The 21,731-nt window shown below is 63.9% G+C and carries 19 protein-coding genes; 3 read left to right on the top strand and 16 right to left on the bottom strand.

What is annotated here, in order from left to right; genetic code table 11:
- Position 1: 1 nt before the first annotated feature.
- From lolA to AC731_RS02200, 3 genes are all read right to left on the bottom strand, one after another.
- A complete protein-coding gene (gene lolA / locus AC731_RS02210; RefSeq protein ID WP_048710484.1) occupies positions 2-673 on the bottom strand; it encodes an outer membrane lipoprotein periplasmic chaperone LolA in 672 nt (223 codons plus the stop codon).
- Positions 673-2,964 (bottom strand): DNA translocase FtsK, encoded by a 2,292-nt coding sequence (locus AC731_RS02205; RefSeq protein WP_048708970.1) that lies wholly within the window; start codon positions 2,962-2,964, stop codon positions 673-675. The genes lolA and AC731_RS02205 overlap by 1 nt, the downstream gene beginning before the upstream one ends.
- A gap of 165 nt (positions 2,965-3,129) precedes the next feature.
- On the bottom strand, positions 3,130-3,801 hold the full coding sequence (locus tag AC731_RS02200; RefSeq protein ID WP_004253058.1) for a Crp/Fnr family transcriptional regulator: 672 nt from the start codon (positions 3,799-3,801) through the stop codon (positions 3,130-3,132).
- Between the two features lie 220 nt (positions 3,802-4,021).
- On the opposite strand from AC731_RS02200, the gene trxB reads away from it, so the two are divergent.
- Both trxB and AC731_RS02190 read left to right on the top strand, forming a co-directional pair.
- The gene (trxB, locus tag AC731_RS02195; protein WP_004253051.1) at positions 4,022-4,975 is read left to right on the top strand and encodes a thioredoxin-disulfide reductase; all 954 of its coding nucleotides are present in this window, start codon (positions 4,022-4,024) and stop codon (positions 4,973-4,975) included.
- A gap of 6 nt (positions 4,976-4,981) precedes the next feature.
- Positions 4,982-6,091, top strand: a complete 1,110-nt coding sequence (locus AC731_RS02190; RefSeq protein WP_004253048.1) for a Smr/MutS family protein — start codon at positions 4,982-4,984, stop codon at positions 6,089-6,091.
- 4 nt (positions 6,092-6,095) lie between these two features.
- Here AC731_RS02190 and AC731_RS02185 read toward each other — a convergent pair whose 3' ends face one another.
- Both AC731_RS02185 and AC731_RS02180 read right to left on the bottom strand, forming a co-directional pair.
- Positions 6,096-6,434 (bottom strand): P-II family nitrogen regulator, encoded by a 339-nt coding sequence (locus tag AC731_RS02185; protein ID WP_004253047.1) that lies wholly within the window; start codon positions 6,432-6,434, stop codon positions 6,096-6,098.
- Between the two features lie 49 nt (positions 6,435-6,483).
- Positions 6,484-8,112: an NAD+ synthase gene (locus tag AC731_RS02180; RefSeq protein WP_048708968.1), complete on the bottom strand. Its 1,629-nt coding sequence runs from the start codon at positions 8,110-8,112 to the stop codon at positions 6,484-6,486.
- Between the two features lie 219 nt (positions 8,113-8,331).
- Here AC731_RS02180 and AC731_RS02175 point away from each other — a divergent pair, with 219 nt between their 5' ends.
- Positions 8,332-9,507, top strand: coding sequence for a GNAT family N-acetyltransferase (locus AC731_RS02175; protein WP_048708966.1), 1,176 nt, complete (start codon positions 8,332-8,334; stop codon positions 9,505-9,507).
- 3 nt (positions 9,508-9,510) lie between these two features.
- On the opposite strand, the gene AC731_RS02170 is transcribed toward AC731_RS02175, so the two are convergent.
- From AC731_RS02170 to nuoF, 11 genes are all read right to left on the bottom strand, one after another.
- Positions 9,511-10,077 (bottom strand): NUDIX domain-containing protein, encoded by a 567-nt coding sequence (locus tag AC731_RS02170; protein WP_004253042.1) that lies wholly within the window; start codon positions 10,075-10,077, stop codon positions 9,511-9,513.
- Positions 10,074-10,400, bottom strand: a complete 327-nt coding sequence (locus AC731_RS02165) for a DUF2818 family protein (protein WP_048708963.1) — start codon at positions 10,398-10,400, stop codon at positions 10,074-10,076. The genes AC731_RS02170 and AC731_RS02165 overlap by 4 nt, the downstream gene beginning before the upstream one ends.
- A gap of 30 nt (positions 10,401-10,430) precedes the next feature.
- Entirely contained in the window at positions 10,431-11,900 is a 1,470-nt protein-coding gene (nuoN, locus tag AC731_RS02160) for an NADH-quinone oxidoreductase subunit NuoN (protein ID WP_004253038.1), read from the bottom strand.
- Positions 11,901-11,950: 50 nt separating this feature from the next.
- The gene (locus AC731_RS02155; RefSeq protein ID WP_004253036.1) at positions 11,951-13,432 is read right to left on the bottom strand and encodes an NADH-quinone oxidoreductase subunit M; all 1,482 of its coding nucleotides are present in this window, start codon (positions 13,430-13,432) and stop codon (positions 11,951-11,953) included.
- A gap of 72 nt (positions 13,433-13,504) precedes the next feature.
- Positions 13,505-15,526, bottom strand: coding sequence for an NADH-quinone oxidoreductase subunit L (nuoL, locus tag AC731_RS02150; RefSeq protein WP_048708962.1), 2,022 nt, complete (start codon positions 15,524-15,526; stop codon positions 13,505-13,507).
- Positions 15,527-15,538: 12 nt separating this feature from the next.
- Positions 15,539-15,844: an NADH-quinone oxidoreductase subunit NuoK gene (nuoK, locus tag AC731_RS02145; protein WP_004253033.1), complete on the bottom strand. Its 306-nt coding sequence runs from the start codon at positions 15,842-15,844 to the stop codon at positions 15,539-15,541.
- 59 nt (positions 15,845-15,903) lie between these two features.
- Positions 15,904-16,509, bottom strand: coding sequence for an NADH-quinone oxidoreductase subunit J (locus AC731_RS02140; RefSeq protein WP_048708960.1), 606 nt, complete (start codon positions 16,507-16,509; stop codon positions 15,904-15,906).
- A 33-nt stretch (positions 16,510-16,542) separates the two neighbouring features.
- Positions 16,543-17,028 (bottom strand): NADH-quinone oxidoreductase subunit NuoI, encoded by a 486-nt coding sequence (gene nuoI, locus AC731_RS02135; RefSeq protein ID WP_048708958.1) that lies wholly within the window; start codon positions 17,026-17,028, stop codon positions 16,543-16,545.
- A 7-nt stretch (positions 17,029-17,035) separates the two neighbouring features.
- Positions 17,036-18,085, bottom strand: coding sequence for an NADH-quinone oxidoreductase subunit NuoH (gene nuoH / locus AC731_RS02130; protein ID WP_038010751.1), 1,050 nt, complete (start codon positions 18,083-18,085; stop codon positions 17,036-17,038).
- Positions 18,085-20,427: an NADH-quinone oxidoreductase subunit NuoG gene (gene nuoG / locus AC731_RS02125; RefSeq protein ID WP_048708956.1), complete on the bottom strand. Its 2,343-nt coding sequence runs from the start codon at positions 20,425-20,427 to the stop codon at positions 18,085-18,087. The genes nuoH and nuoG overlap by 1 nt, the downstream gene beginning before the upstream one ends.
- Positions 20,421-21,725 carry an NADH-quinone oxidoreductase subunit NuoF gene (gene nuoF / locus AC731_RS02120; RefSeq protein ID WP_048708955.1) on the bottom strand — a complete coding sequence of 435 codons (1,305 nt, stop codon included), beginning with the start codon at positions 21,723-21,725 and terminating at the stop codon, positions 20,421-20,423. The genes nuoG and nuoF overlap by 7 nt, the downstream gene beginning before the upstream one ends.
- Positions 21,726-21,731: the final 6 nt, after the last annotated feature.

Below are 21,731 nucleotides of genomic sequence, written 5' to 3'. Positions count from 1 at the left end.
CTTAACGCGCCACGGCCGGCACGTCGCCGATCACGTCTGCGCCCGCCGGCGGCGTGAAGCGGAAGCGACCGGCATCGAGTTGCGGATTGGGCTGCAGGCGCGTGAAGCGGATGAAAGTGGTCTGGCCGAAGTTGTCGCGCATTTCCATCTGCCGCAGCTGACCGTCCTGAAGGCCGATGCGCAACGACTCGAAGCCGCTCTCGGTCTTCTTCGGGCGCGCCTCGACCCAGCTCAGCCCATTGTCGGTACCACCATCGGCCAACTCGAAGCCTTCCTCGAGTTCGCCGCTACCGAACAGGATCGCCGCCGGCGTCGCGCCGAGGGCCTCGCCGATCTCGCGTACCGTCACCTGATTCAGATCCGGATCCCAGGTCCATAGCCGAGTGCCGTCGCCCACCAGCACCTGCCGATAGGGCTGGTCGTATTCCCAGTGAAAGCGTCCGGGCCGCGCGTAGGCGAAGCTGCCGGCCGCCTGCTGCGGCCTGCGCCCCGACTTTGCGACCACGGTCTGTTCGAAAGCCCCCTCCGCGCTGCGCGTCGAACTCACGAACTGGCGCAGCTGCTCGACCCCGTCCGCGGCAAGCGTCAACCCGCCGATCGCCAGCAGGCCGGCAGCGCACAGGCTCCGAACCAGCGCCCGAACTGCACGCCCCACGCCGAAACGCACTGACATCATTCGCCCTCCTTCGCCGGCACGATCACCTCGCGGTTGCCGTTGCTGCCCATTGCCGACACCAGCCCGGCGCGCTCCATCTGTTCGATCAGGCGTGCCGCGCGGTTGTAGCCGATGCGCAGATGGCGCTGCACCAGCGAGATCGACGGCCGGCGTGTCTTGATCACCACTTCCACCGCCTGGTCGTAAAGCGGATCAGCCTCACCGTCCCCGCCCTCGCCCCCGCCGCCCAGGGCGGCCTCGAGATCGTCCTCGGGCGCAGCGAGGATGCCCTCGACGTAATCCGGCGGACCGACGCGCTTGAGGTGATCGACCACCTTGTGCACCTCGTCATCCGCGACAAAGGCGCCATGCACCCGCACCGGCAGTCCGGTACCGGGCGCCAAGTAGAGCATGTCGCCCATGCCGAGCAGGGTCTCGGCCCCCATCTGGTCGAGGATGGTGCGCGAATCGATCTTGCTGGAAACCTGGAACGCAATCCGTGTCGGCACGTTGGCCTTGATCAGGCCGGTGATGACATCGACCGACGGCCGCTGGGTGGCGAGGATCAGGTGGATGCCCGCCGCACGCGCCTTCTGCGCCAGGCGCGCGATCAACTCCTCCACCTTCTTGCCGACCACCATCATCATGTCGGCCAGCTCGTCGACGACGACGACGATGTAGGGCAGCGTCTCCAGCGGCTCGGGGCTCTCCGGTGTGATCGAGAATGGATTGGTCAGCGGCGTCTCGGCCTTGCGCGCCTCGATGACGGCCTTGTTGAAGCCGGCGAGGTTGCGCACGCCGACTGCCGCCATCAGCTTGTAGCGCTTGTCCATCTCGGCCACGCACCAGTTGAGCGCATTGGCTGCGTGCTTCATGTCGGTGACGACGGGCGCCAGCAGATGCGGGATGCCCTCGTAGATCGACAATTCGAGCATCTTCGGGTCGACCATAATGAGGCGCACACGGTCCGGCTCGCTCTTGTACAGCAGCGACAGGATCATCGCGTTGATGCCCACCGACTTGCCCGAACCGGTCGTGCCCGCGACCAGCAGGTGCGGCATCTTGGCCAGATCGGCGACCACCGGCTGGCCACCGATGTCCTTGCCGAGCACGACGGTCAGCGGCGAGGCCATGTCATGGTAGACCTTGGAGCCGATGATCTCGGACAGGCGCACGGTCTGGCGCTTGGGGTTGGGCAGTTCGAGCGCCATGCACGACTTGCCGGGCACGGTCTCGACCACCCGCACCGACACCAGCGACAGCGCGCGCGCCAGATCCTTGGCCAGATTCACCACCTGGCTGCCTTTCACCCCCGTGGCCGGCTCGATCTCGTAGCGCGTGATGACCGGCCCCGGATACGCAGCCAGCACCTTCACCTCGACGCCGAAATCGGCCAGCTTGGTCTCGATCAGGCGCGACGTGAACTCGAGTGCCTCGGCCGACGGCGGCTCGACCTCGCCCGACGCCGGGTCGAGCAGCCCCACCGGCGGAATCGCCCCTTCGGCGGCGTCGGCAAACAGCGTCTGCTGACGCTCCTTTTCGACACGCTCCGACTTCTGCACGGTGACCACAGCCGGCTCGATACGCAGTGGCGGCGGCGGCGCCTTCTCGGTCTTGCGCCGACGGGTCTCGACCACGGCTTCACGCTTCTGGGCGATCTCACGTCCGACTCGCCGGTCCTGCCAGCGCAGCCACGCTTGTTGCGCACCGATGACAGCCTGCTCCAGCCACAGCCCGATCCGCTCGACGACCGCAACCCACGACACCCCGGTGAACAGCGACAATCCGGACGCCAGCAGGGCCAGGAGCAGCAAGGTGCCGCCGGTGAAGCCGAAGTAGCGGTTCGTCAGCCCCCCCAGCTCCATGCCGATGAGCCCACCCGGCCCCAGCGGCACGGCCGCACCGTGGCTGTGGAAGCGCAGGAACTCGAGCGCGCTGCTGGTCAGCAGCACCACCAGGAAGCCGATCATCACGAAGACGAAGGAGCGGCGGTCCAGCGTCAGGCGGTTCTTCAGGCGCCGGAAGCCCCACAGCAGGCTGTAGCCGAGAAAGACCACCCACCACCACGAGGACACGCCGAAAAGGTAAAGCAGAAGATCGGCCAGCCAGGCGCCGAAGCGGCCGCCCGGATTGACCACGCGGCCGACATCCGACGCGTGCGACCAGCCCGGGTCAGCCTTGCTGTATCCCAGCAGGATGAGACCGACGTAGAGCGACATGACGCCCAGGATCAGCCAGCGTGCTTCCTGCAGCAGCAGCGAGATCTTTTCCGGCAGGGGCTGGGAACGGGACGACGAACGAGACAGCATTGGGCGACGGCAGCAAGCCTGAATGAAACAACAGCGCGGATTATATGCGATGCATCACGGCACTCGGCCGCGACGTTGCGCCTGCTCACAAACCTGCGCCGGAACCCTTCTCCGCAGCGCCGCCACCTGCGCACCGCCAATCGAAGGGAATCGCCCGGGAGCAGGTCAGACTTCGCTGAGTCGCTCGCGCAATATGATGCCCTGCGGGCGCTCCTCGATGAGGCCCTGCTGGCCGAGATCCTTCATGACGCGGCTGACCATCTCGCGCGAGGCGCCGATCATCTTGGCGATATCCTGCTTCGAGATCTTGCGCACCACGACCGACTCGCCGCCGACATCCTCGGCCATCTCGATCAGCAGGCGGGCAACGCGCCCGTAGACGTCCATCAGCGCCAGGCTCTCGATCTTGCGGTCCGCATTGCGCAGACGACTGGCGAGATTGCACATGATGCGCCAGGCGACCTCGAAGTTGTCGCGCATGATGATGCGGAAATCCTGCTTGGCGATCAGGATGAGGTCGGCCGGCACCACGGCGACGACGGAAGCCGAGCGCGGTTGCTCGTCGAACATGCCCATCTCGCCGAAGAGTTCGCCCTGCCCCAGGATCGACAGGATGACCTCGCGACCGTCCTCGTCGCTGACGATGACCTTGAGGCTGCCGGTCAGCACGAAATACACATAGTCTGAACGATCGCCCGCATTCACGACCGACTGTCCGCGCGGAATGCGCCGCATCATCGACACGCGGGCCACATTGGCGAGCACATCGTCGGACAGTCCGTGAAAGAGCGGGAACGTCTTCAGGGCGATGACGGACACGGCAGTGGATTTGGTCATGCTGACTCCGCGGGTAACACAGCGCAAGAATGTTTGTCGAGGGCGTTTTGTCACGAGTTTAAACGAATATTCGCCGCACCATTGCAGCAGCGTGATGCAGATCACGTCCACACGGGACGCACACCGGCGATGAAGCGCCCCTATCGGCTTCATGGCCGCGACGTCAGGATGCGCTCGGCTATAATCCGCGCTTCACTCGCAACCCGCAGGAATGCTTCCGATGACCACGAAACACGCCCGCCTGCTGATCCTCGGCTCCGGCCCCGCCGGCTACACCGCTGCCGTCTATGCCGCCCGCGCCAACCTGAATCCGGTGCTGGTCACCGGCCTCGCCCAGGGTGGCCAGTTGATGACCACGACAGACGTCGACAACTGGCCCGCCGACGCAGACGGTGTGATGGGTCCGGACCTGATGGCGCGTTTCCAGAAGCACGCCGAGCGCTTCAACACCGAGATGATCTTCGACCACATCCACACGGTGAAACTGGCCGAAAAGCCCTTCCGCCTGATCGGCGACAACGGCGAGTACACCTGCGACGCATTGATCATCGCCACCGGCGCCACCGCCAAGTACCTCGGCCTGCCCTCGGAGGAGAAGTTCGCCGGTCGCGGCGTCTCGGCTTGCGCCACCTGCGACGGTTTCTTCTACCGCAATCAGGACGTCGCCGTGGTCGGTGGCGGCAACACGGCGGTCGAGGAAGCGCTCTACCTTGCCAACATCGCCCGGAAGGTCACCCTCGTCCATCGCCGCGAAAAGTTCCGCGCCGAGAAGATCATGATCGACAAGCTGATGGAAAAGGTCGCCGCCGGCAAGATCGAGCTTGCCCTCAATGCGACGCTCGACGAAGTGCTCGGCGACAACAGCGGCGTGACCGGCATGCGCATCAAGGACGTCAATACGGGCGCTGCCCGTGATGTGGCCCTGCAGGGCGTGTTCATCGCCATCGGCCACAAGCCCAACACCGACATCTTCGAAGGCCAGCTCGAGATGGAAGGCGGCTACATCGTCACCCAGGGCGGTCGCAACGGCAACGCCACCCAGACCAGCGTCCCCGGCGTGTTCGCCGCCGGTGACGTGCAGGATTACATCTACCGCCAGGCAGTGACGTCTGCGGGCACCGGCTGCATGGCCGCGCTCGATGCAGAGCGCTACCTCGACGCACTCGGCAACTGATCCGCAATGGCTCGTCGCCCGCGCCCTGCCCTGCCTTCGGCCACGCCGGCCGGCGCGCGCACGGGCGACGCCGACGCAGGCCGGGGGCTTCCGCCCAACACGCCGCTCGCGGGGCTGCGCAAGCAACTCCGCGACAACCAGGCTGACACGCGGCCGACGCAGGTGCCACAACCGGCAGGAAAGAAGATCCGTCCGTCGCGCACGGCCACACGCGAGACCGAAGGCGACACCTCGCTGGCCGACGCCCGCCTGCCCGACGCGGAAGAGATGGCGCTGTTCCGCCGCATGGCCGGTGACACCTTGCCGGTCCGCGGCGGTGACCGCATCGAGATCGAGCGTCCACGTCCCGCACCGATCCCGCGCGCTCAGCCTACCGTCGACGATGAACCCGCCCCCGCACGCCAGCCGCCCCGGGACCCGCTCAGCCTGGCCTACGAAGGCGTCATGCCCTTGCGCGATACCGGCCGGGTAGAACTCGACACCCCGCTGCGGCACCGCGTTCGGCACGACACGACCGGACAGGCGCCACGCATCCAACGGCCCGACGCCATCGTCCTGCCCCCTGATGCCGACGTCAGCGACCCTGCGTCGCTTTTCCGCAGTGTGGTCGGCGACACCCAGCCGATCGACCTGCGCAACCGGGTGGAGCTCGCCCGCCCAACACCGCGGCCGGCGCCAATCAAGCGCGAGGAAGACGAGCGGGCAGCGCTGCACGAATCGCTGCAGGCGCCGCTGACGTTCGAAGATCGCCTCGACATGGGCGACGAGGCGGCGTTCCTTCGTCCCGGACTACCGCGCAGGGTGTTGACCGACCTGCGACGCGGGCGCTGGGTGCTGCAGGGGCAGATCGACCTGCACGGTCTGGTGCGCGACGAAGCGCGCGATGCGCTCGCCCATTTCCTGCACGACAGCCTGACCCAGGGCAAACGCTGCATCCGGGTGATCCACGGCAAGGGGCACGGCTCGCCGGGAAAGGTGTCCATCCTCAAGCAACTGTCCCGCGGCTGGCTTGCCCAGCGCGAAGAGATCCTGGCCTTCTGCCAGGCTGGCCCCCACGATGGCGGCGGGGGCGCGCTGCTGGTGCTGCTGCGGGCGCAGAACGCCGCGCAGCGCTGAAACCTCAGATCGCGGCTTCGTTGGTCTCGCCGGTACGGATGCGAATGACCTGCTCCACCGACGTCACGAAAATCTTGCCGTCGCCGATCTTCCCCGTGCGCGCAGCCTTCACGATGGCCTCGACCGCCTGATCCACCATGTCGTCGGCGAGCACGACCTCCACCTTGATCTTCGGCAGGAAGTCGACGACGTACTCAGCGCCACGATAGAGCTCGGTATGCCCCTTCTGGCGCCCGAAACCCTTGACTTCGGTAACGGTCAGGCCGGTGATGCCCACTTCGGACAGCGACTCCCTGACCTCATCCAGCTTGAAAGGCTTGACGATCGCCTCGATTTTTTTCATGCATGTCTCCTGAAGATGTTGGGGTCGAACCTAGAGCCAAGCTCAATGACTAGAACTCATCCTGATAACGAGATGTTATCGGATAACGCCAGTCCTTGCCGAACCCCCGCTGTGTCACGCGGATGCCCACCGGCGCCTGGCGACGCTTGTACTCGTTGCGCTTGAGCATGCCCACCGTGCGACGAACCTCCGCCTCTGGAAAACCAGCCGCGATGATATGGCGCGGCGACTCGTCACGCTCCATGTAGGCCTCGATGATCGCATCGAGCACTTCGTAGGGCGGCAGACTGTCCTGATCCTTCTGGTCGGGCTTGAGCTCGGCCGATGGCGGGCGGTCAATGATGTTTCGTGGAATCACCGGGCCCACGGTGTTGCGCCAGTTCGACAGGCGGAACACGAAAGTCTTGTAGAGATCCTTCAGGACCGCGAATCCGCCAGCCATGTCTCCATACAAGGTCGCGTAGCCGGTGGCCATCTCGCTCTTGTTGCCCGTGGTCAGCACGATCGCCCCCGTCTTGTTGGACAAGGCCATCAGGATCATGCCGCGGATCCGGCTCTGCAGGTTCTCCTCCGTCGCATCCGGAGGCAGCCCGGCGAAATGCGGTTCGAGCAGGTCGGCGAACACCTGCATCGCCGGCGCAATCGGGATCTCGTCGTAACGCACGCCCAGCCTGCGCACCATCTCGCGCGAATCGTCCAGGCTCATCTGTGCGGTGTAGGGCGAAGGCATCATCACCGCGCGAACCTTGTCCGCCCCCAACGCATCTACCGCCACCGCCAGGGTAAGTGCCGAATCGATTCCGCCAGACAAGCCGATGATCGCCCCGGGGAAACCGTTCTTGCCAAGATAGTCGCGCACCCCGGTCTTCAGCGCCTCATAGACCTCAGCCTCGAGGAGACGGGGTGCTGCCTTGGTATCGCTCGACCAGCGTCCGGCATCGAAACGGAGAATGTCGACACGCTCATCGAAGGACGTCGCCTGATAGCCCAGCCGGCCATCCATGTCGAGCGCGAACGAATTGCCGTCGAACACCAGTTCATCCTGTCCGCCCACCATGTTGCAGTACAGCACCGGCAGGCCCGTCTCCCGCACACGGTCACGCAGCACCTGCACGCGCTGCGCCTGCTTGTCCATGTGATAGGGCGAAGCGTTCAGCGACAGCAACACCTGGGCGCCTGCCGCCCGCGCGAGCTCCGCCGGTCCGGTCTCCCAGACGTCGGCGCAGATATTGACGCCGAACCGCACGCCCTTGAGCTCGAACACACAGGGCGTCGCACCGGACTCGAAATAGCGCTCCTCGTCAAAAACCTCGTAGTTGGGCAGCAGGTTCTTGTAGTAACTGGTCAGCACCCGACCGCCGCTCAGCACCGACGCTGCATTGAAGCGCGCATGGCCGGATTCCGCGGGATGGCCGAGGACCACCCGCATGTCGCCTGCCGCGTCAGCGATGCGCTGCGTCTCGCGGGCGCAGGCGCGATAGAAGTCGGGCCGGAGCAAGAGATCCTCTGGCGGGTAACCGGACAGCGCGAGTTCAGGCGTGAGCAGAAGGTCGGCCCCTGCCGCGCGAGCGCGCTCGATGGCACCGATGATCCGGTCGGCGTTGCCGACGAGATCTCCGACGGTGAGATTGAGTTGGGCGACTGCAAGCGTAAGGGGCATGTGGGCGTTCGCATTCATGGAGCGAAACTATACCGCTTCGGCGCAACCGCCGTGCAAACGCGGACCTGTGTAACCCACAGCGACCGTGTGAAAGCCTGTGGACAAGCAGTGGACAGCGCTTGCAAGTTGCAGCGCACAAAGCGTATCTTCGATCTGCTCAAAAATAAGGCAGCCCCCCAGCCTGCTCCCGCCTACGGCAACTCGCCGAACCACCCGCGCTCCCTCCCGCCCCCGCTCATGCACGCCCGGCACGGCCTCCATCTCCTCGACGCAATCTCCGACGTCGCGCCCGAAGCGTGGGACGCCCTGCTCCCATCCGACGCGCCACCCTGCCTCCGCCATGCCTACCTGCACGCCCTCGAGGCCAGCGGCTGCGTATGCCCCGAGACCGGATGGACGCCCCGGCATGCAACCTTATGGGCAGATGCCGAACTCGTCGCGGCGATGCCGCTCTATCTGAAGACGCATTCGTGGGGCGAGTACGTGTTCGACTGGGCCTGGGCCGAGGCCTACCACCGCCATGGCCTGGATTACTATCCGAAATGGCTGTCCGCCATCCCCTTCACCCCGATTCCCGGCCCACGCCTCCTCGGCCGCTCGACCGCAAGCCGCCAGGCATTGCTGACGAGCGTGATCCAGCACGCTCGTCAGAGCGGCTTGTCCTCGCTACACCTCTTGTTTCCGATGGACGACGACCTGGGCGTGCTGGAGAACGCGCGTCTGTCGATTCGCCACGGCGTGCAGTTCCACTGGCGCAATGCCGATCCGCATGATCCCTCCGGTCCGCCTTACCGGGACTTCGATGCTTTCCTCGCCAGTCTCAATCACGACAAGCGCAAGAAGATCCGACAGGAACGTCGTCGCGCAGCCACCCACGGCCTGTCCCTGCGTTGGGAAGACGGCCATTCGGCCACGACCGCGGACTGGGCTTTCCTTTACCGTTGCTACGCCACGACCTACGCATTGCACCGCTCGACACCCTACCTCAGCCCCGCCTTCTTCGACCGGCTGGCCAGTGACCTGCCCGGCCATGTGCGCCTTCTGCTTGCCGAGCGCGGACAATCACCGGTCGCGTCGGCCTTCTTCCTGTGCGACGACCACACACTCTACGGGCGCTACTGGGGTGCAACGGAGAACCTGCCCTTCCTGCATTTCGAGTTGTGCTACTACCAGGCCATCGAATATTGCATCCAACATGGCCTGCAACGCTTCGAAGGAGGCGCACAGGGCGAACACAAGCTGGCACGCGGACTGCAGCTGGTGCGAACGCACTCGGCACACTGGATCGCCGACCCACGCTTCCGGACGGCGGTCGACGACTATCTCACCCGCGAACGCGGGCAGATGGATTTCTATCTCGACGAACTGGCCGAGCACGCCCCGTTCAAGGCCTCGGCGAAAGGGGGGTCGTAGCCCTCAACGCCCCGCTGAACGCAACAGGGGCAGGCAGCGATACAAGGCGCTGATCGACTTCCCATCGGTGATTTCGCCGTGGTGAATGGCCGCCTCGGCCTCTTCCACGGAAAGCGTCAGGATCTCGAGGAACTCGCCTTCGTCCCATGCATGACCGACATGACGCAGACCCCGAGCGAAGAAGATCTCGATCCGCTCGTCCGAATAACCGATGCAGGGATGCATCACGCCGACATGCTGCCAGCTCGCCGCCTCGTAGCCCGTTTCCTCGCGCAGCTCACGCTGCGCGCAGGCCAGGATGTCCTCGCCCGGGTCGATCTTGCCCGCTGGCAGCTCAACGAAGGCGCGCCGCAACGGATAGCGAAACTGGCGCTCGAACAGCAGCCTGCCGTCCGGCAGCGCCGCAACCACCACCACCGCACCGGGATGGCGTATGTACTCGCGGGTACCTTCCCCGCCATCGGGCAGGCGCACCCGATCACGCCACACATTCAGCAGACGGCCGCCGAACACCTGCTCGGTCGAAAGCTCGCGCTCCTCCAGCGGCTCCGTCCCCGCGGCCCCGCTCATTCGGCTGCTGCCTTGCGCGGTGCGTGCCACAGGTAGCGGAAGACGAAACCCGGGAATGCGAACACGAGAAACAGGCAGAAGGTGGTGGCGTAGAACTCCCAGTTCTGCGCATACACGCTGCCATGCCCCTGAGCTTCGAGTCCCATCGCCAGTGCGCCGGCGACGAAATACAGGATCGCCAACTCAAAGAGGCGCCACGCCAGGCCTTTTGCACGCCCCGCAGGGGGGCGGATTACGAAGAGGATGCGATCGAACACGAAAGGCAGGTTGGCCATCGTAAACACGATGGCCAGGAGCAGATAGACGCTCGTCGTCTCGTTCATGAGTCAGCGGCGCCGAACGTCCGGACCGGCTTACAGCGACCCCAACAGCGCATACGCGCACAGGGACATCAGCATCTGCGGCGCCAGTCCCAGCGCAGCGATCGCGATACCGTTCGCCGATAGCATCACGCGGACCTCAGCAGGCGCGTGGATCGGGGACGCATCGACCGGTTCGTCGAAATACATGACCTTGACCACACGCAGGTAGTAGAACGCCCCAGCGACCGACATCAGCACCGCGACCACCGCAAGCCAGAAGTAACCGGCTGCCACGACGGCCTGAAGGACCGACAGTTTGGCGAAGAAACCAATGAAGAACGGAATGCCGGCCATCGAGAACATGACGAAGAGCATCATCAGCGCAAACCAGGGGCTGCGCCTGTTAAGTCCCTTGAAGTCGTCGATGTTCTCCGCCTCGAATCCGGCACGCGACAGCAGGATGAGCATGCCGAAGGATGCCAGGCTCATGATCACGTACGACACGGCGTAGAACATGGCCGAGCTGTAGGCATTGAGCGCGAAGTGGCGATCCCCGTCCACCACCCCCGCAAGCAGGCCAAGCAGCATGAAACCCATGTGCGAGATACCCGAGTAGGCGAGCATGCGCTTGATGTTCTGTTGCGCGATCGCAGCCAGGTTGCCGAGCACGATCGAAGCGACCGCAACCAGCATCAACATCGTCTGCCATTCCTCGGCGATGTCGAACAGCGCCCAGATCAGCAAACGCACCGCCATTGCAAACGCCGCCAGCTTGGGCGCAGTCGCGATCATCAGTGTGACTGCCGTCGGTGCGCCCTGATAGACGTCGGGCACCCACATGTGGAAGGGCACGACACCGAGCTTGAACGAGATGCCGGCGACCAGGAACACGAGGCCGAACATCAGCACCGTACGATTCGCTGCCTCGTTGTAGATCGCCTGCGCAATGGCCGAGAACTCGAGTGAGCCGGTCGCGCCATAGACCATCGACATGCCGTAGAGTAACAGGCCCGATGCAAGTGCGCCGAGCACGAAGTACTTCATCGCCGCCTCGGTCGAGCGTGCCGACTCGCGGTCGAAGGCGACCATCGTGTACAGCGCCAGCGACATCATCTCGAGGCCGATATACATCGGTAGCATATGGTTGGCCGTGACCATCACCATCATGCCCAGCGTCATCAGCAGCGCAAGCAGGTAGTACTCGGGCTTGTCGATCTTGCGGTCGGCGAGGTAGGCCCGGCCGTAAAGCAAGGCGATGGCCGTCGAGAAGTAGATCATCAGCTTCAGGAAATCGCCCATCAGGTCGCTGATGAACAGATTGCTGAAGGTGTACACCGGCTCGCCCTCCATCGTGAAGATGGTGACGAAGGCCGCCGCGATCAGCGTGAACTGGGTCGCGTAGTAGGAAAGCGATCGGGCAATGCTGCGCGCGAAGGTGCTCGCGAGCATGATCACCAGGGCCATCACGGCAACGAAAATCTCGGCCGCTGCGGGGTAGAAGTCGGGGACGACAAAGTTCATCTTCTGACCAGTCCGTTATAAGTCTCTATGGCGCTCGGGATGCCCGGCACTCAGAGCTTGCTCACGGCAACATGCCGCAGGAGTTCGTTGACCGACGCGTGCATCACCTCGGTGAAGGGATACGGGTACAGGCCCATCGCCAGGACGCAGAGTGCAAGGATGCCAAGGAAGGCGAACTCGCGCGCGTTGATATCTTCGAGTTCGGCCACATGCTTGTTGGCGACCTTGCCGAACACCACGCGCTTGTACATCCAGAGCGAATACGCGGCACCGAGGATCAGCGTGGTGGCGGCGATGAAGCCGATCCAGAAGTTGTACTGCACTGCCCCCAGCACGACCATGAACTCGCCCACGAAACCCGACGTCGCCGGGAGACCCGAGTTGGCCATCGCGAACAGCATGAAGAACGCGGCGAACTTGGGCATGGTGTGCACCACACCGCCGTAATCGGCGATCTGGCGCGAATGCACGCGGTCGTACAGGACCCCGATGCAAAGGAACATCGCGGCCGACACGAAACCGTGGGAAATCATCTGGACGATCGCGCCTTCCACCCCCAGCGGATTGAAGATGAAGAAGCCCAAGGTGACGAAGCCCATGTGCGAGATCGACGAATAGGCCACCAGCTTCTTCATGTCGGCCTGAACCAACGCGACGAAACCGATATACACCACGGCGATCAGCGACAGCATGATCACGAGCCAGGCCAGCTCCTGCGAAGCATCGGGCACGATCGGCAACGAGAAGCGCAGGAAACCATAGGCACCCAGCTTCAGCGCGATCGCGGCCAGCACGACGGAGCCACCCGTCGGCGCCTCGACGTGGGCATCAGGCAGCCAGGTGTGCACCGGCCACATCGGTACCTTGACCCCAAAGGCGATCAGGAAGGCCAGGAAGATGAGAATCTGCGGCTCGATCGGCAGGGGAAGCTGGTGCCAGTCGAGAATGCTGAAGCTGCCGCCCGACTGCATGAACAGGTAAAGCAGCACGACCAGCATCAGCAGCGAGCCGAGCAGCGTGTAGAGAAAGAACTTGATCGCCGCATACACACGGTTGGGACCGCCCCACACGCCGATGATCAGGTACATCGGGATCAGCGAGGCCTCGAAGAACACGTAGAACAGCACGCCGTCCAGTGCCGAGAAAATGCCGTTCATCAGCCCCGACATGATCAGGAAGGCCGCCATGTACTGCGCCACCCTGTCATCGATGACCTTCCAGCCCGCCAGGACGACCGTGATCGTGATGAAGGCATTGAGGATCACGAACAGCACCGAGATGCCGTCGACGCCGAGGTGGTAATTGATGTTGAACCGCGGCACCCAGGACGTCATCTCGACGAACTGCATCGCGCTCGTCGTCGTGTCGAAGCCGGTGTAGAGCGGAAGGGTCACGACGAAACCAGCCACCGCAACCGCGAGGGCGAGCATGCGCGCCAGCGGGGCATTGCGATCGGCGCCGGTCGCGAGCACCAGCAGGCCGCCGAGAATCGGCACCCAGATCGCCAGACTGAGGAGAGGAATGTCCGTCATCGTTGCTTTCCGTTCAGTGCGCCGCGTACGGCGCGTTCCATCTTGTTATGTATTCCTGCCGCCGTGTCCTGCTTACCCGCGGTTGAACCAGAAGGTGAGCAGGATGAACACGCCGATGATCATCATGAAGGCGTACTGGTACAGATGGCCGGTCTGGAACAGGCGCGACATCTGCGCGACCCAGCCCACCAGCCGCGCGGTGCCATTCACCGCCACACCGTCGATCAGTGCCTGGTCGCCCGCCTTCCACAGGCCCTTGCCCAGCGCTCGCGCACCACCGGCAAAGACGATTTCGTTGAAGCGGTCGAAGTAGTACTTGTTCTCGAGCAGGCTGTGGATCGGCTTGAAGGTGCGCTGGATCGCGGCCGGGATGCCCGGCTTGACCATGTAGAACAGCCAGGCGGTTGCGACTCCCCCCATCGCCAGCCAGAACGGCGCGGTCTGCAGGCCGTGCAAGGCCATTGCGACGGGACCGTGGAACGCCGCTTCGAGCTCCTTCAGGCCGACATGGTTGTCGCCGACGGAGATCACACCCTTGAACCAGTCGCCGAACAGCATCGGCTCGATGGTGAAGAAACCGATCAGCACCGACGGGATCGCCAGCAGCACCAGCGGCAGCGTCACGACCCACGGCGACTCGTGCGGTTTCTGGCCCGGAGCGAGACCATGGTGATGATCGGCCGCGGGTTCTTCGTCATCGTGATCACCGTGGTGGTCATGGTGCCCGTCGGCCTTGCCGAAGCGCTCCTCGCCATGGAAGACGAGGAAATACATGCGGAAGGAGTAGAACGCGGTGACGAACACCCCCAGCAGCACGCAGAACAGTGCGTAGCCCGCGCCCGGGATCGTCGAGGCATGCACGGCCTCGATGATTGAGTCCTTCGAGTAGAAGCCCGAAAACAGCGGGAAGCCGATCAGCGCGAGGGAACCCAGCAAAGAGGTCATCCACGTGATGGGCATGTATTTCCACAGGCCGCCCATGTTCCGCATGTCCTGGTCGTGGTGCATGCCGATGATCACCGAACCGGCGCCAAGGAACAGCAGCGCCTTGAAGAAGGCGTGCGTCATCAGGTGGAACACCGCGGCCGAGTAAGCCGACACGCCCAGCGCGACCGTCATGTAGCCGAGCTGCGACAGCGTCGAATACGCCACGACGCGCTTGATGTCGTTCTGCACGATGCCGAGGAACCCCATGAACAGCGCGGTCGTCGCACCGATCACGAGCACGAAGGACAGCGCTGCGTCCGACAGTTCGAACAGCGGCGACATGCGCGCCACCATGAAGATGCCGGCAGTCACCATGGTCGCGGCGTGGATCAGTGCCGAGATCGGGGTCGGGCCCTCCATTGAGTCCGGCAGCCAGACGTGCAGCGGCACCTGGGCCGACTTGCCCATCGCGCCGATGAACAGGCAGATGCAAATCGCGGTAATGAGCGGCCAGCCGGTCACGGCCATGTCCTGCGAAGCGAGTTCGCCGGCCTTCGCGAAGACTTCGGCGTAATTCAGCGTGCCTGCATAGGCGGCAATCAGGCCGATGCCGAGCAGGAAACCGAAGTCGCCCACGCGGTTCACCAGGAAGGCTTTCAGGTTGGCGTAGATGGCCGTCGGGCGGTCATACCAGAAACCGATCAGCAGATACGAGACGAGCCCCACCGCTTCCCAGCCGAAGAACAACTGCAGGAAGTTGTTGGACATCACCAGCATCAGCATGGAGAAGGTGAACAACGAGATGTAGCTGAAGAAGCGCTGGTAGCCCGGGTCCTCGGACATGTAGCCGATGGTGTAGATATGCACCATCAGCGACACGAAGGTCACGACCAGCATCATCATGACGGTCAGCGAGTCGATCAGGAAACCCACCTCGAAGGTGATGCCACCGGCAACCATCCAGGTGTAGATGGTGCCGTTGAAGGTGTTGCCCGCCTGAACGTCCTGGTAGATCACGACCGAGGCTGCCAGCGCAATCGCAACGCCAAGGATGGTGACGATGTGCGCGCCGGTGCGCCCGATGGTCTTGCCGAACAGGCCGGCAAGGATCGCCCCGGCCAGCGGCGCCAGCGGGACGAGGAGATAGAGAGTCTGCATGTCCGTCATCGTGACGCTTCCTTAACCCTTGAGGCTGTCCAGATCATCCACATGGATCGTGCGCATGTTCCGGAACATGACGATCAGGATCGCCAGACCGATTGCCGACTCGGCAGCCGCGACCGTGAGGATGAAGAAAACGAAAACCTGGCCGGCAATGTCGCCGAGATAGTGCGAGAAGGCGATGAAGTTCATGTTCACCGCAAGCAGCATCAGTTCGATGGCCATCAGCAGCACGATCAGGTTCTTCCGGTTGAGGAAGATCCCGACCACGCTGATCGCGAACAGGATCGCGCCCAGGATGAGGAAATGGGAAAGCGAAAGCATCTGTGACTCCCTGATCGCACCGGTCTGTTACCGGTGCGTTTCTTTGTTCGCGTGCGGGTTCAGTCTTCTTTCTCGGCCTGCATCTTGACCAGCTCGACGCGCCCTTCGCGCTTGACGGCCACCTGGTCCGACGGATGCATGTACTTGATGCCCTTGCGCTTGCGCAGCGTCAGCGCCACAGCGGCCACCATCGCCACCAGCAACACGAGCGAAGCCAGTTCGAACGGATAGACGTAATCGGTGTAGAGCACCCGCCCGAGTTCGCGGGTGTTGCTGAACCCTTCACCCGCAGCCGGCGGCGCCGGCATCGCCTCGAGCCCGAAGTAGGAGCCCCCGAGCACCATGACCATCTCGACCAGCATCAGGATGCCGACCAGCGCACCGACCGGCAGGTAACTCCAGAAACCCTCGCGGATCCTGTCCAGGTTGATGTCGAGCATCATGACCACGAACAGGAACAGCACCATCACTGCGCCGACGTACACCATCACCAGCGTGATCGCGAGGAACTCGGCCTGCAGCAGCAGCCAGATGCCACCCGCGTTGAAGAAGGTCAGCACCAGGAACAGCGCGGCATGCACCGGATTCCGGGCTGTGATCACCCTCAGCGCCGCGAACACCATGATCGCGGCGAGAAAGTAGAAGACGAAGGTCTTGAATTCCATGTTCTTGACTCGTGGCGCGCAGGGCGCCGTCCGTTAGCGGTACTTCGCGTCCTGTTCGCGGTCGGCCGCGATCTGCGACTCGTAGCGATCCCCCACCGCCAGCAACATCTGCTTGGTGTAGTAGAGATCGCCCCGCTGTTCACCGTGGTACTCGAACACTCGCGTCTCGACGATTGCATCGACCGGACAGGCCTCTTCGCAGAATCCGCAGAAGATGCACTTCGTCAGGTCGATGTCGTAGCGGCTTGTGCGCCGCGAACCGTCGTCGCGTTGCTCCGATTCGATGGTGATCGCCATCGCGGGACAGATCGCTTCGCACAGCTTGCAAGCAATGCAGCGCTCTTCGCCATTCGGGTAGCGACGCAGCGCATGCAGTCCCCGGAATCGGTTGCTCTGCGGCGTCTTTTCTTCCGGGAACAGGACAGTGATCTTGCGCTGGAAGAAATGCCGCCCGGTCAGGGCCATGCCCTTGAGCAGTTCCTTCAGGAACAGACTGCCGATGTAATCCTTGGCACCCATGGTCTTCTCAACTCCAGATCGACAGCGGCGACATCAACCACACCGCCACGACAAACACCCACACGAGGGTAACCGGTATGAATACCTTCCAGCCCAACCGCATGATCTGGTCGTAGCGGAACCGCGGGAACGTGGCGCGCGCCCAAAGGAAGACGAAAAGGATGGCAGCCGTCTTCAGTGCGAGCCAATGGAAGCCGTCAGGCAGGAAACCCACCGGCGACAGCCAGCCGCCCAGGAACAGGACCGAGGTCAGAATCGAGACCAGGATCATGTTGGCGTACTCCGCGAGGAAGAACAGCGCGAAGGCCATGCCCGAGTACTCGACCATGTGACCCGCGACCACCTCCGCCTCACCTTCCACCACGTCGAACGGCGCGCGGTTGGTCTCGGCGATGCCCGAGATCACATACACGACGAACATCGGCAGCAGCGGTAACCAGTTCCACGACAGGAAACCCAGCCCCATGTCGGCAAAGCGCCCCTGCCCCTGCGAGGTCACGATGTCGGTCAGGTTCAGGCTCGCCGAGATCAGCAGCACGCAGATCAGGGCGAAGCCCATCGACACTTCATACGACACCATCTGTGCAGCCGCACGCATCGAGCCGAGGAAGGGATATTTCGAGTTCGATGCCCAGCCGGCCACGATCACGCCATAAACCTCCATCGAGGTGATCGCCAGCAGGAACAGCAGGCCGGCATTGACGTTCGCCAGCACCAGCCCGTCATCGAAAGGAATCACCGCCCATGCCGCAAGCGACGGCGCGATTGCGAGGATCGGGCCGAGGATGAAGAGCCCCTTGCTCGCACCGCTGGGGACAATGATCTCCTTGAGGAGCAGCTTGACGCCGTCCGCGATCGGTTGCAGCAGTCCCCAGGGGCCGACGCGATTCGGCCCGAACCGGACCTGCATGAAGCCGATGACCTTGCGCTCGGCCAGCGTCAGATAGGCGACCGCAATCATGAGCGGCGCGATGATCGCGACGATCTTGACCAGCGTCCACACGGCCGGCCAGGTCGGGCCGAAGAAATCGGCGACGGGTTGCAGCATCGCTTCCATCAGACACGCTCCACGCTGACATCACCGCTCATCGCGCCCAGCGCTGCGGTTGAAAGATGTGCCGCAGCAATCCGCACGCAGCCGGCCGCGAGGCCGGCGTCGGCCTGTGCCACGAGATCCGCCTGCCCACCGCCAGCCTGGCGGACCCGCACGCGATCGCCGGCATTGACGCCGAGCGCAGCAAGGGTCTCAGGGGCGATACGAGCCACCGGCGCTGCAGCGTCACGGGTCTTCTGCAGCGATGGCGCACGACGCACGATCGGGTCGGCGAAATGGATCGGCACATCGGTCACGCGCTCGAGCGCACCGGCCGCCGCCACTGCTGACGATACCAACACGCCCTCGAGACCGTTGTCGAGCCGCTCGGCGATGCCGCTGGCCAAGGCTTCGTCGCGCACGGCCTCCGAATCCCCCTGCGAGAAACCGTCGAGCGACAGCATGTTGCCGAGCACGCGCAGGACCTTCCAGCCCGGCCGCGTCTCGCCCTGCGGGCGCGCGACAGCGGTGAAGCTCTGCGCACGGCCTTCGCAGTTCACGTAGGTACCGGAGGTTTCCGTGAAGGGTGCGATCGGCAGCATCACATCGGCGACGCCGCGCAACGACGCCGAGTCGAAGGCGCTCAGGCCGACAACCAGTTGCGCGCTGCCGAGGGCTGCCTTCGTGGCCACTGGGTCGGCGAAATCGAAATCAGGTTCGGCGCCGAGCACCACGTAAGCCTGACGGGGCTGCGCGATCATGCTGAGCGCATTGAGGCCGTCTGCACCAGGCGTCGCGCCTGCGAGGTATCCGCCGACGCTGTTCGCCGCATCGCCGATGAAGCCGAACGTGCCGCCGGACAGGCGTGCAACTTCCTGGGCGAGCATCTGCAACTCGCTCGCACGTCCATGCTGGGCGGCGAGGTTACCCAGCAACACCGCAACCTTGCCCCCGCTTGCGAGGCTCTCTGCGATGCCACGCGCGGCGTCGGACACGACGCCAGGCAGCTTGCCGTGCAAGGCGACCGAGACCTCGACGCCCTTTGCTGCAGACAGGGCCGCGACCACCTCAGCGAGCATCGCGACCATGGCCGACGGCGCAACCAGCGCACGATGCTTGACCGGCAACAGCCATTCTTCGGCGTTCGGCCCGATCGCGCTGACATGCAGGCCCTTCTTCGCGGCCTGGCGAACGCGCTGAGCAAGCAGCGGCGCATCCTTGCGCAAGAAGCTGCCCACCACGAGCAGGCGATTCAGGTCCTTCACGCCCGCGACGGGCATGCCGAGCCAGGGCGCGCCACTGCGCTTGCCATCAGCACGGAAATCCGACTGACGCAGGCGGAAATCGACGTTATCCGAGCCGACGCCACGAACCAGCTTCTGCAGCAGATAGAGTTCCTCGAGCGTCGAGTGCGGCGAACCCAGCGCGCCGATCGACGCAGGGCCATGATCCTTGGCGATGTCGCGCAGCCCGGTCGCAACGAATTCAAGCGCGGCCTGCCAGTCGACGCGTTTCCACTCGCCGCCCTGCTTGATCATCGGGGCCGTCAGGCGTTCGTCCCCATTGAGCGCCTCGTAGGAGAAGCGATCCTTGTCCGACAGCCAGCACTCGTTGACGTCTTCGTTCTCGAACGGCAGCACACGCTTCACGACGTCGTGCTTGGTCTGGACGATCAGGTTTGCACCCAGCGAATCGTGCGGGCTGACCGACTTGCGCCGTGACAACTCCCACGTGCGGGCGGCGAAGCGGAACGGCTTCGACGTCAATGCGCCAACCGGGCACAGATCGATGATGTTGCCCGACAGCTCGGAGTCGATCGTCTTCTCGATGAAGGGCATGATCTCCGCATGCTCGCCGCGGAAGGCCTGACCCAGCTCCATCTCGCCGGCGATCTCGGCCGTGAAACGGACACAGCGCGTGCAGTTGATGCAGCGCGTCATGTCGGTCGACACGAGCGAACCGAGATTCTTGTTGAAGACGACGCGCTTCTCTTCCTGGTAGCGCGAGGCCGTGGAGCCATAACCGACCGCCAGATCCTGCAACTGGCATTCTCCACCCTGATCGCAGATCGGGCAGTCGAGCGGGTGGTTGATGAGCAGGAACTCCATGACGCCCTTCTGGGCCTTCACGGCGAGTTCCGAGTGGGTCCACACCTTCATGCCGTTGGTGACGGGCGTCGCACAGGCCGGCAACGGCTTGGGCGCTTTCTCAACCTGCACCAGACACATGCGGCAGTTGGCCGCGATCGACAGTTTCTTGTGGTAGCAGAAGTGCGGGATGTAGGCGCCAGCAACCGCGGCGGCATCCATTACGGTGCTGCCGTCGTCGACCTGGACCTGCTTGCCGTCGATTTCGATCTCTAGCATGACGGGCTCACGTAGATTTGACTGCCCGCGCGCTGCACTTCCGGCGGCACGAGGCACTTCTTGTTTTCGATGTGGTATTCGAACTCTGCGCCGAAATGCTTGACGAAGCTCTGCACCGGCATCGATGCGGCATCGCCCAGCGCGCAGATGGTGCGACCCATGATGTTGGCCGTCACGGAATTCAGCAGATCGAGATCGTCCGGACGGCCGAGGCCGTTCTCGATGCGGTGGACCACGCGATAGAGCCAGCCGGTGCCTTCACGACAGGGCGTGCACTGACCGCAGGACTCCTCGAAGTAGAAGTAGGACAGACGCTCGAGCGCCTTCACCATGCAGGTCGTCTCGTCCATCACGATCACCGCACCGGAACCGAGCATCGAACCCGCCTTCGAGATCGAGTCGTAATCCATCGTGCAGTCCATCATGACGCTGCCCGGCACGACCGGCGCTGACGAGCCTCCCGGGATCACGGCCTTTAGCTTGCGTCCGCCTCGCATGCCACCCGCCATCTCGAGCAACTCGGAGAACGGCGTGCCGAGCGGAATCTCGTAGTTGCCCGGGCGATTGACGTGGCCCGACACAGAGAACAGCTTCATGCCGCCGTTGTTGGGCTTTCCGAGATTCAGGAAGGCCTCGCCGCCCATGTTCATGATGAACGGCACGGACGCGAAGGTTTCCGTGTTGTTGATCGTGGTCGGCTTGCCGTAAAGGCCGTAACTTGCCGGGAACGGCGGCTTGAAGCGGGGCTGCCCCTTCTTGCCTTCGATCGATTCCAGCAGCGCCGTTTCCTCGCCGCAGATGTACGCACCGTAGCCGTGATGGGCGAAGAGTTCGAACGAGAAGTCCGAGCCCAGGATGTTCTGCCCGATCAAACCAGCGGTCCGCGCCTCGGCCAGCGCTTCCTCGAAGCGCTGATACACCTCGAAGATCTCGCCGTGGATGTAGTTGTAACCGCGCGCAGCCCCCATCGCATAGGCGGCAATCGCCATGCCCTCGATGACGCTGTGCGGGTTGTAGCGCAGGATGTCGCGGTCCTTGAAGGTACCCGGTTCGCCTTCGTCGGAGTTGCAGGCGAGGTACTTGTCGCCCGGGAACGAGCGCGGCATGAAGCTCCACTTCAAGCCCGTCGGGAAGCCGGCACCGCCACGACCGCGCAGCACCGAAGTCTTCAGCTCGCCGATGATCGTGTCCTGGGGAATCTTCTCGGCGACGATCCGGCGCAGTGCGGCGTAACCGCCCCGCGCGACATAGTCCTGGAGCCGCCAGGTGCGGTCGCCGTCACAGCCGGCGAGGATCATTCCTTG

The organism is Thauera humireducens, assembly GCF_001051995.2.
Classification (GTDB): Bacteria; Pseudomonadota; Gammaproteobacteria; order Burkholderiales; family Rhodocyclaceae; genus Thauera; species Thauera humireducens.
The sequence above is the reverse complement of the archived record's forward strand: the minus strand, read 5'-3'. Positions and strand labels throughout refer to the sequence as shown.

What these genes read in the sequence shown, in the direction of transcription:
- AC731_RS02165 (WP_048708963.1), bottom strand. Translation starts at nt 10,400, where the DNA reads ATGAACGAGACGACGAGCGTCTATCTGCTCCTGGCCATCGTGTTTACG.
- AC731_RS02205 (WP_048708970.1), bottom strand. Translation starts at nt 2,964, where the DNA reads ATGCTGTCTCGTTCGTCGTCCCGTTCCCAGCCCCTGCCGGAAAAGATC.
- AC731_RS02140 (WP_048708960.1), bottom strand. Translation starts at nt 16,509, where the DNA reads ATGGAATTCAAGACCTTCGTCTTCTACTTTCTCGCCGCGATCATGGTG.
- AC731_RS02170 (WP_004253042.1), bottom strand. Translation starts at nt 10,077, where the DNA reads ATGAGCGGGGCCGCGGGGACGGAGCCGCTGGAGGAGCGCGAGCTTTCG.
- nuoG (WP_048708956.1), bottom strand. Translation starts at nt 20,427, where the DNA reads ATGCTAGAGATCGAAATCGACGGCAAGCAGGTCCAGGTCGACGACGGC.
- AC731_RS02155 (WP_004253036.1), bottom strand. Translation starts at nt 13,432, where the DNA reads ATGACGGACATTCCTCTCCTCAGTCTGGCGATCTGGGTGCCGATTCTC.
- AC731_RS02185 (WP_004253047.1), bottom strand. Translation starts at nt 6,434, where the DNA reads ATGAAAAAAATCGAGGCGATCGTCAAGCCTTTCAAGCTGGATGAGGTC.
- nuoH (WP_038010751.1), bottom strand. Translation starts at nt 18,085, where the DNA reads ATGGAAGCGATGCTGCAACCCGTCGCCGATTTCTTCGGCCCGACCTGG.
- nuoK (WP_004253033.1), bottom strand. Translation starts at nt 15,844, where the DNA reads ATGCTTTCGCTTTCCCATTTCCTCATCCTGGGCGCGATCCTGTTCGCG.
- lolA (WP_048710484.1), bottom strand. Translation starts at nt 673, where the DNA reads ATGTCAGTGCGTTTCGGCGTGGGGCGTGCAGTTCGGGCGCTGGTTCGG.
- nuoL (WP_048708962.1), bottom strand. Translation starts at nt 15,526, where the DNA reads ATGACGGACATGCAGACTCTCTATCTCCTCGTCCCGCTGGCGCCGCTG.
- AC731_RS02190 (WP_004253048.1), top strand. Translation starts at nt 4,982, where the DNA reads ATGGCTCGTCGCCCGCGCCCTGCCCTGCCTTCGGCCACGCCGGCCGGC.
- AC731_RS02200 (WP_004253058.1), bottom strand. Translation starts at nt 3,801, where the DNA reads ATGACCAAATCCACTGCCGTGTCCGTCATCGCCCTGAAGACGTTCCCG.
- nuoF (WP_048708955.1), bottom strand. Translation starts at nt 21,725, where the DNA reads ATGATCCTCGCCGGCTGTGACGGCGACCGCACCTGGCGGCTCCAGGAC.
- AC731_RS02180 (WP_048708968.1), bottom strand. Translation starts at nt 8,112, where the DNA reads ATGAATGCGAACGCCCACATGCCCCTTACGCTTGCAGTCGCCCAACTC.
- nuoN (WP_004253038.1), bottom strand. Translation starts at nt 11,900, where the DNA reads ATGAACTTTGTCGTCCCCGACTTCTACCCCGCAGCGGCCGAGATTTTC.
- AC731_RS02175 (WP_048708966.1), top strand. Translation starts at nt 8,332, where the DNA reads ATGCACGCCCGGCACGGCCTCCATCTCCTCGACGCAATCTCCGACGTC.
- nuoI (WP_048708958.1), bottom strand. Translation starts at nt 17,028, where the DNA reads ATGGGTGCCAAGGATTACATCGGCAGTCTGTTCCTGAAGGAACTGCTC.
- trxB (WP_004253051.1), top strand. Translation starts at nt 4,022, where the DNA reads ATGACCACGAAACACGCCCGCCTGCTGATCCTCGGCTCCGGCCCCGCC.